General features: G+C 68.1%; 9 protein-coding genes. 4 read left to right on the top strand and 5 right to left on the bottom strand.

The window, feature by feature from the left end; translation table 11 throughout:
* A partial coding sequence (locus ACWELQ_RS29710) for an ATP-binding protein (protein ID WP_452400342.1) occupies window positions 1–2,260 on the top strand: 2,260 nt, incomplete at its 5' end.
* Between the two features lie 129 nt (window positions 2,261–2,389).
* Here the strand turns inward: ACWELQ_RS29710 and ACWELQ_RS29705 are convergent.
* Both ACWELQ_RS29705 and ACWELQ_RS29700 read right to left on the bottom strand, forming a co-directional pair.
* Entirely contained in the window at window positions 2,390–3,532 is a 1,143-nt protein-coding gene (locus tag ACWELQ_RS29705; RefSeq protein ID WP_452400341.1) for an acyl-CoA dehydrogenase family protein, read from the bottom strand.
* Window positions 3,533–3,548: 16 nt separating this feature from the next.
* Window positions 3,549–4,733, bottom strand: coding sequence for an acyl-CoA dehydrogenase family protein (locus ACWELQ_RS29700; protein WP_452400340.1), 1,185 nt, complete (start codon window positions 4,731–4,733; stop codon window positions 3,549–3,551).
* 96 nt (window positions 4,734–4,829) lie between these two features.
* Here ACWELQ_RS29700 and ACWELQ_RS29695 point away from each other — a divergent pair, with 96 nt between their 5' ends.
* A complete protein-coding gene (locus tag ACWELQ_RS29695) occupies window positions 4,830–5,501 on the top strand; it encodes a hypothetical protein (RefSeq protein ID WP_452400339.1) in 672 nt (223 codons plus the stop codon).
* 9 nt (window positions 5,502–5,510) lie between these two features.
* Window positions 5,511–5,936 carry an SRPBCC family protein gene (locus ACWELQ_RS29690; protein ID WP_452400338.1) on the top strand — a complete coding sequence of 142 codons (426 nt, stop codon included), beginning with the start codon at window positions 5,511–5,513 and terminating at the stop codon, window positions 5,934–5,936.
* A gap of 643 nt (window positions 5,937–6,579) precedes the next feature.
* Here the strand turns inward: ACWELQ_RS29690 and ACWELQ_RS29685 are convergent.
* Window positions 6,580–6,915: a hypothetical protein gene (locus ACWELQ_RS29685; RefSeq protein WP_452400337.1), complete on the bottom strand. Its 336-nt coding sequence runs from the start codon at window positions 6,913–6,915 to the stop codon at window positions 6,580–6,582.
* A gap of 150 nt (window positions 6,916–7,065) precedes the next feature.
* On the bottom strand, window positions 7,066–7,392 hold the full coding sequence (locus ACWELQ_RS29680) for a hypothetical protein (RefSeq protein ID WP_452400336.1): 327 nt from the start codon (window positions 7,390–7,392) through the stop codon (window positions 7,066–7,068).
* Between the two features lie 201 nt (window positions 7,393–7,593).
* Between ACWELQ_RS29680 and ACWELQ_RS29675 the strand changes: the two genes are divergently transcribed.
* Window positions 7,594–8,022 carry a hypothetical protein gene (locus ACWELQ_RS29675; protein WP_452400335.1) on the top strand — a complete coding sequence of 143 codons (429 nt, stop codon included), beginning with the start codon at window positions 7,594–7,596 and terminating at the stop codon, window positions 8,020–8,022.
* A 72-nt stretch (window positions 8,023–8,094) separates the two neighbouring features.
* Here the strand turns inward: ACWELQ_RS29675 and ACWELQ_RS29670 are convergent, their stop codons facing one another.
* Window positions 8,095–8,253 carry a hypothetical protein gene (locus ACWELQ_RS29670; protein ID WP_452400334.1) on the bottom strand — a complete coding sequence of 53 codons (159 nt, stop codon included), beginning with the start codon at window positions 8,251–8,253 and terminating at the stop codon, window positions 8,095–8,097.
* Window positions 8,254–8,505 lie beyond the last annotated feature (252 nt).

The raw sequence follows: 8,505 nt of genomic DNA, 5'->3' as shown, positions 1-8,505 counted from the left end.
CGAGGCGCTCGAGGAATACGCCCGCGCCCGGCGCGCGCTCGTGGACGGCGTCGGCGTGGAGCCCGGCCCGGAACTGAGCGAGGTGCACGCGCGCATCCTGCGCGCCGAACTGCCGCCGGTGCTGCGCCCCGCCCGCACCGTGGCCACCCCGGCCCAATTGCCGCCCGACATCGCCGATTTCACCGGCCGCTCCCGGGTGGCCGAGGAACTCGCGGCCCAGCTCACCGGCGGCGGACCGGCGGTGGCCATCTCCGCGGTCGGCGGCATGGGCGGCGTCGGCAAGACCACCCTCGCGCTGCACGTCGCCCACCGGTTGCGCGACCGCTTCCCCGACGGGCAGCTGTATGTGAACCTGCGCGGCGTGGACCCCGAACCGGTGCCGCCGGGCGACGCGCTGGGCGGTTTCCTGCGCGGGCTCGGCGTGGCCGAGGGCGATATCCCGCCCGCCGTGGACGATCGGGCCGCGCAACTGCGAACCATGTTGAGCGACAAGCGGATTCTCGTGGTGCTCGACAATGCCCGCGACAGCGCCCAGGTGGCGCAGCTGCTGCCGGGCACACCCGGCACCGCCGTGCTCATCACCAGCCGCTCCGCGCTCACCGAACTGCCCGCGGTGCGCCGCACCCGCCTCGACGTGCTCGAGCGCGAGGAGGCGATGACGCTGCTGATCCGCATTCTCGGCGCGGAACGGGTTGGCGGGGAACGGGATGCGGCCTACGCCCTGATCGAGCAGTGCGCGTATCTGCCGCTGGCGGTGCGCATCGTGGGCGCGCGACTGGCGGTGCGGCCGCAGTGGACCATCGCCTCGCTGGTGGCGCGGCTGGCCGACGAGACCCGGCGGCTCGAGGTGCTGCAGACCGGCGACCTCACCCTGGAGACGGCCTTCCGGCTCGGCTACGGGCAGCTCAATCCCGAGCAGGCCAGGGCGTTTCGCACACTGGCGCGCGCCGACGTGCCGGACTTCCCGGTCGACGGCGCGGCCGCGCTGCTGGGCGTGCCGGTGCCGCAGGCGGAACTGCTGTGTGAATCGCTCGTGGATCTGAGCCTGCTCGAGACGCCCGCGCCGGGCCGCTACCGCTTCCACGACCTGCTGCGGCTGTTCGCGGCGAGGCTGGCCGGGAGCGCCGAGGGCCGCGACGCCAGCGAGAAGGAGTCGGAGATCGTGGTCCGGCTGCTGGACTACTACCTGGCCAGCACCAAGAACCTGCTCGGCGCACTGGATTACAGCAACACCACGCTGCTGTTGGTGCCGACCATGGCCGCCGGGCACGCCTTCACCGGCGGCGCGGAGGGCCAGTCCTGGAACGATATCGAGCGGCCGGTGATCATCGCCCTGCACCGGCAGGCGGCGCGCATCGGGGGCCGCGCGGTGGCGCTGGCCGCCGATCTGGCCTGGGTGATGTCGGAGCTGATGGACACTGGCAGCCGCGCCCGCGAGCTCGCCGACGGCCTGGAAGCGCTGCTGGACACCGCGATTCGGATCGAGGACCACGCCAGCGCCCGGCGCATCCGGGTGGCGCTGGGTGCGATGATGCAGATCGGGCTCGGCGAGGTGGAGGCGAGTCTGCAATTCCTGCAACCGATCTCGCAGCCCGCCGATGACGCCGAACGCCGGTTGCAGGTGCTGGCGGAGATTCTGCTCGGGGTGGCGGATCGGCGGATCGGCAATACCAAGGACTCGCATCGGCACTACGCCAATGCGATCGCATGGACCCGGTCGCTGGACGATCGGTCGCTGGAGGCGTGGATTCTGGCGCTGGCCACCCGCACGCTGTGCGAGTCCGGTCAGTACGCGGAGGCGGTGGCGGTGGCCGAGCGGGCCATCGAATTGGCCCGGGAGTCCTCCAACGCGGTCGCGCTGGGATGGGCCACGCACGAATTGGCCGCCACCCGTTCGATGCTCGGGGAGCACGACGTGGCGCTGGCGCTGGCCGAGGACGCGGTCGCGATGACCCACCGCAACGGGGTGCGGCTGTGGGAGGGCTGGGCGCGCACCCGGCTGGCCCAGATCCATCTGCGGGCCGAGGACCATGCCGCCGCCGAAGACGAGGCGACCCAGGCGCTGCGGCTGCTCAGCAAGGCCGCCGATCCCCTCGACCGGGCTCGCGCGCTGTCGCTGCGCGCGACGGCCCGCGCCGCCCGCGGCGAGGTCGAGGAGGCGGCCCGGGAGCATGCCGACGCCGCCGAGATCTTCCGGCGCGCCGGACTGCCCGCGCCCACCCTCGCGACCCTGTTCGCACCGGGACCGGCGACCTCGTAGAGCGCGTTTATTCGATATTTATCGGGTCGTGGGAATGTCCCTGCACGTGGGTGCCCCGGGGCTGCAACACCCGGGGCATTCACGTGATGAGGTCATGACCCGTTTGCGTACGAGGGGTGTGCATACGGCTCATGCAGGTCCGGAAGCCGTCGCCAGGGTGGGCGGCGGTGTCTCCGGAACCGCATCCGCTGTCCCGGGCACAGTTCGCCCGTCCAGCCACAGGCCCAGGCGGCGCAGCTGCGCGGTGGCCGTCCCGGATTCGAATTCGCCGCGTTTGGCGGCAGTGAAATACCGCTGCATCGGGTAGTCGAGGTAGATGCCGGTGCTGGCGTGGATGTGCACGGCCGTGTGGGCGACGCGATGCCCGGCCTGCGCGGCCCAGAATTTCGCCACCGCGAGCTCGGAATCGGCCGGGAGACCGTGTGATTCGCGCCAGGCCGCCTGCCACAGCGTGAGCCGGACCGCCTCGACGTCGATGTAGGCGTCCGCGAGGCGCTGCCGCACCGCCTGGAACGCGCCGATCGGCTTGTCGAATTGCTTTCTGGTGCGGGCGTATTCGCAGGTCATCTCCAGAGCGCGGCCGAGCACGCCGAGCTGGTGGGCGCAGGTGACGAGCGTGGCGCGCCGGGCCGCGAAGGCCGCCGCGCCCGGTGCGGTGAGCGCGTTCTCGGCGGGCACCGACACCTCTCGCAGTTCGAGCAGGGCGGCGTCGGCGCCGTCGACGGTGTGCTGCGGGGTGACGGTCAGGCCCTCGGTGTCCCGGTCCAGCAGGAGCAGTAGCGAATTCGCGCCCGCGCGGGCCTCGAGGAGGAAGCCGTCGGCGAAAGCCGCCGCCGCGACCGCCGACCGAGCGCCGGTGACCCGCCAGCCGCCGCCGTCCCGCTCGGCCTCGAAAGCCACGAATTCGCGAGCCAATACGGGTGCGAGCGTGGCTTCGCCGCGCAGCAGCGGAGCTGCCCAGCGTTCGAGTTGGCTCTCCCCGCCGAATTCGGCGAGCGTGGCCGCCCCGACGGCAATGCTGGTGGCATACGGTGCGGCGGCCAGGTTCGCGCCGATCTCGGCCAGGATCGCGCACTGTTCGAGCGGTCCGTAGCCGCCGCCGTACGCGCGTTCGGGGAGCGCGGCCTCCAGTAGTCCGCTGTCCGCCATGGCTTTCCACAGTTCGGGGTCGAAGCCGGTGTCGGGCCGGGGGTGGCGTTGCGTCCAGTCCGCGAGCAGTTCCCTTGTCAGGCCCGCGAGTTCGCGCTGCGCCTCGGTGTATTCGAAATCCATTGTGCTACTCCTGTATTCAGCGGGTGACCGGCAGGCCCAGCGCGGTCTTGGCGATGATGTCGCGCTGCACCTCGTTGACGCCGCCACCGAAGGTGAGGATGAGGGCGGCGCGATGCAGCCGTTCGATGCGTCCCGCCAGCGGCACGCCCGGGGAGTCCGCGCGCAGCACCGCCTCCGCGCCGAGCACCTCCATGAGCAGGCGGTAGCCCTCGAGGGCGAACTCGGTGCCGAAGACCTTGGTGGCCGAGGCGTCCGCGGGTGAGAGTTCACCGCGGTCGGCGGCCCAGGCGGTGCGCCAGTTGCGCAGTTTCAGGTATTCGGCGTGCGCGTGCACGCGGGCCAGATGCAGGCGCACCCATTCGGCGTCCATGACGCGGGTGCCGTCCGGCCGCACGGTGTCGCGCGCCCACGCGGTCACCTGTCGCAGCGATTCCTGCAAGGGTGCGGCCGAGGCGAGGGCCACGCGTTCGTGATTGAGCTGGTTGGTGATCAGCGACCAGCCCTGGTTCTCGCCGCCCACCAGGCTGGTGGCGGGCACGCGGACATCGGAGTAGTAGGTGGCGCTGGTGCCGACCCCTGCCATGGTGTGCACCTTGGTCCACGAGAAGCCGGGTGCCGTGGTCGGGACGATGAAGATCGACAGTCCGGCATGCTTGCTCGCCGTCGGGTCGGTGCGGGCGGCCAGCCAGATGTAGTCGGCGTATTCGATGAGGCTCGTCCACATCTTCTCGCCGTTGATGACGTACTCGTCGCCGTCGCGGACCGCGCGGGTGCGCAGCGACGCGAGATCGGTGCCCGCGCTCGGCTCGGAGTAGCCGATGGCGAAATGCACGTCGCCGCGCGCGATCCGGGGCAGGAAGTCAGCTTTTTGTGCCTCGGTGCCGTAGCGCATGATGGTCGGGCCGACGGTGTTGACGGTGAGGTACGGCAGCGGTAGGCCCGCCGCGGCGGCTTCGTCCAGGAAGATCAGCTGGTCCAGCATCGAACGGCCTTGCCCGCCATGCTCTCGCGGCCAGCCCAGCACCAGCCGGCCGTCCCGGCCCAGTTGCCTGACCACCTCCTTGTAGACGCGCCCGTCGCCGTGCTCGCCGCCCGGTCCCGGCCGCAACCCCGCCCGAACCTCGGGGGTGACGAGATCGGCGAAATACTCCCGCAGTTGCTTGCGCAACCGGTCCTGGTCTTCGCTAAAACTGATGTGCATGAGCCGAAACTACGAATCGGCGAGGCCGGATCCGCGTGTGTGGCAGCAAGCTGCCATTCGAGCACGCGACCGCGGTCCGATGTCACGATGGGGGCGGTGATGCACAAGCACGGCGGCGGGATCGTCCGGTTCAGCCAGGAGGGCCACTGGGATCGGGATGTCCACCGGCTGCTGAGCCATGCCCGGCACGAGGCGGTGGTGGCGGTGTCCAATCCCGCGCCGTCCAGCGATCATCTGCGGCTCGGGCAGGTGGTGGTCGACGATCTGCTGACGGCGGGCGCTCGGGTGCGGCTGCTGTACTCCCCCGACTATCTGGAGATCCGCGATCGTCAACCGCTGCTGCGGCATTCCGCGCGGGGTGCACAAATCCGGGTGGTCGACAACGACTTCCACAATGCGCTCATCATCGATCGCACGGTCGCGGTGCTGTGGAGCGGCGCGGGGGCTCGGCACCCGTACGCCTACCTGGTGCGTGAACCGGCGCTGCTGTCGGCGCTGCACCAATTCGCGCTGCTGAGCTGGCAATCCGGGCACGGGCTCGCCGCACCCGCCGCGTCCGTGGTCATCGGCGACACCGATCGCGCCATCCTCAACACCCTCAACCTCGGCCTCATCGACGAGGCCGCGGCCCGCCGCCTGGGCCTGTCGCTGCGCACCTACCGCCGCCACCTCGCCGACCTCATGACCCGCCTAGGCGTGCACAGCCGCTTCCAGATCGGCGTCCGCGCAGCCCAACTCGGCCTGCTCGACGACCCGGACTCCCGCTAGAGTTCGGCCATGCCCGAAAAGATCCTCCGCAATACGTTCACCATCACCGCCCCCGCGCAGGCGGCGTACGACCACCTGACCCGGCCGGAGAACTACATCGGCCTGTCCCCGTTGGTGGTGGCGGTCGAGGACGTGCAGGACGGCTCCTACGTGGCAGTCGAACGATTCCGCCTGCTGTCGCTGAAGTACGACAACCGCATTCGGGTCTCGCTGGAGGGCACCCCCGCCAGTTCGGTCTGGGGCGAGGTCAACAGCCCCGGCGGCGTCCACATGGCCTACCGCTTCGACCTCACCCCCACCCCCGAAGGCACCCGCGTCGACGACGAACTCCGCCTCCGCACCCCCTTCGGCCTGATGTCCTTCGCCTCCGGCCAAGCCCGCAAGGTCCAACTCGCCCGAGCCACCATCCTCGCCAACCGCCTCGCGACGTCCTGACGCCCTACCCGCCATACCCGACGATCTCACCGGCCGACTCGAAGGACCAGAACACCAGGACCGCAACGGGTTCCGACTAGGAACTCGCAGTCGCATCGAAAGGTGTTGTCACAGTTGACGGTTCTGCAGTGGAGCGAGGTCAAGAACTCCTTCGACCCGGGCGTGGGAGTACTTCGAGAGATTCGACAAGCCGCCGCTGCCATCTGCCGCCCAGGTCTTTTCGCACCCTGCCGATATGGAATTCGATGTCGACCTTCGCGAGTTACCGGGCCAGGTCGGGGTGGACACTCTGTGCGCTTTCCCGTGCACGATCGGTCGGCGGTTGGGCAAGCCTGTGTCCATGTGCTCAGAGTTCAGCACCACCTCCACCCGTCACCCGGTATTCGGTTTCGCCCAGCCGCTGACCGCGTGGTGCTGCTGATAGATCCAAAACTTGCCTGACGTCTTCCGTGCTGGAACCGGATGCGAGCACATGAATTTGCGCCCCCGCATCCACCGCAATTCGACATTTGCGGATAGTGGCCGGCCTCGGATCAGCAACGGCTGGTTGATCTTCCGCCGCGCTGCGCAGGCCGATTCGGTCAACGCGCCACGCGGCAGGAGCGATGTTCGTCAGTGGATCGCTCGTTGCCGACGTCCAGGTTCATTGCCAGTCCGTGGTCACCGGAATAAGAACCTCCAGTCGGACATCGAAGGCGAACGGGAGACCTCGTCGGCTGATCGTCCACCACGGGCTGACCGTGGCGATGTCGCCGTTGATCTCCTCAATCGCACACATAATTCGGGTGAGGCGTGGGTAGGTCGAGGTCGGCGACAGGTCGCCTCCGAAGATTGCGCACTTGTCGATCAACCAGTGGGGGCGACCAAGGGCATCGACGAACTCGACGAGGACTATCCCTGGTTGCGGCTCATCGCACAGCCAGAGGGCAGCAGTGGCCGGTAGTTCACACTTGTCGCCCACGGCCCATTTCGATGTCATGGCGGGACCCTACCGACGTCGCCCTACGAATGCGATTCCAAAGGTCAACGGTAGACCGTACGGCACTGTTCCCCCTGGCATTCCAACCCAGACCACGCCCGGTTCGGACAGCGTGGCATGCGGCATAGCGCGTCGATGCCCCAATCCCCGTCAGGTGTGGAAAAACCCCACTACCCCGTACGCGGGCGACTGCGCTGCCACCTTGGCCAACTCGATGGCGCTCGCGACGACCCCGAGATCGCCAGACTTGAGCGCGGACCGCTGCTCGACGGTCGTGGCATCCCATTGCGCTACAGCTCGAACACACTCCTTATGGGACCACTCGCCGCAATACCCATCGTCCGACAGTTCATCCCACGGTGTGGGAGCGTTGGAGAATTCGATCACTTCGAAATTGATCGCATCAATGTTCAGCATGTGAGTGCGTTCGTCGATCGCCAATCTGGTGCGCGTGATTGAAGGTTCGGGAGTACTCACTGCGGGATTTTGTCCGCTTTACCTCGCTGAGTACTCCCGACCTTGTCGCCGTCTGTCGACCTGAAGGTATGCGGGTGAGGTTCGGGGAGATCGCTCGTAGCGGTGTCGGTCCACCAGTGGCCAAACCGAACAGCCTTGTCAGAGGCTTTCAGGGCGTTCTGTGCGCACCTGGGTACGACGCTGAATCTAGGATTCGATGCGATGGACACAGTGTTCGAAACCGCGCCCTACACAATCGAATGCATCGAGTGCGGGGCGCAGATGGAAGCCACTGTCGTCGAAGTATTCGCGGCTGGCATTCACCAGTGGGAGCTCGAAGGCGAGTGTCCGAGATGCGGCAGCCGCTGGAACGAATGTGGTTACGAAACACCGCTTGCCGGGATGCGCGCGGCTATCTTGGCCGCTAATGGTCCCGCGACGATGCATCTCATCGGCGACAACGTCAGGCCCGCCGAGGTGATGCGCGCGCTTCGGACAGTTCGGACTCTGCCCCTCGCCGAGGCACGGGCCCTGGCGAACGAGCTTGGCAAACAGGGGCTGGAAGGAACCCGGGTCGAGATGGAAGCTCTGGCGGCTTCTCTTCGTGCGGCCGGAGCATCCATTCGCATCCGTGCCTCCGCCACACAGTGAGCCACACGCTGACGGCAGGTGCGGACTTTCCGCCGACCCCCGCCGACCCCGGATCGGCTCAGCCGTTGATCTTCAATGCTCCAGCGTTGGCCGGTTCCGTCCGCGCGCCTCGCGGGTGAAGCTGATGTTCTCAGAACATTCGGCGAACTGGCCGAGAAAGGCGATAGTCGACCCGCCGGTCTGGGATTCGTTCACCGTGCCCGTACGATCCAGGGGCTGGGTGACCAGCACCGCCGCACTGGTCCGCTTTCGCCCCCTAGAATGATCTTGTGGAGCAACGTGATTCGCCATATGCCGGGTACACCTGGTCTGAAGGGTATGACCGGGCGAATTATCGGTCGCCGGTGCGATCGGTGGAGTATGCGCTCGTCTCTGTCGCCGTATTGCTCTCGCCCGGTGGCGGATTGGCCGGGAACCTGGCCTCTCTGGCCGATCAGGCGCTCAATATTCCGGACTGGGTCCGGGACCGATATCCCAATTGGC

This window comes from Nocardia sp. NPDC004722 (assembly GCF_053601505.1).
The sequence above is the reverse complement of the archived record's forward strand: the minus strand, read 5'-3'. Positions and strand labels throughout refer to the sequence as shown.

Excerpts from the sequence above, each read along its gene's own strand:
- ACWELQ_RS29705 (WP_452400341.1), bottom strand. The coding sequence starts at position 3,532 with ATGGATTTCGAATACACCGAGGCGCAGCGCGAACTCGCGGGCCTGACA.
- ACWELQ_RS29675 (WP_452400335.1), top strand. The coding sequence starts at position 7,594 with ATGGACACAGTGTTCGAAACCGCGCCCTACACAATCGAATGCATCGAG.
- ACWELQ_RS29685 (WP_452400337.1), bottom strand. The coding sequence starts at position 6,915 with ATGACATCGAAATGGGCCGTGGGCGACAAGTGTGAACTACCGGCCACT.
- ACWELQ_RS29690 (WP_452400338.1), top strand. The coding sequence starts at position 5,511 with ATGCCCGAAAAGATCCTCCGCAATACGTTCACCATCACCGCCCCCGCG.
- ACWELQ_RS29700 (WP_452400340.1), bottom strand. The coding sequence starts at position 4,733 with ATGCACATCAGTTTTAGCGAAGACCAGGACCGGTTGCGCAAGCAACTG.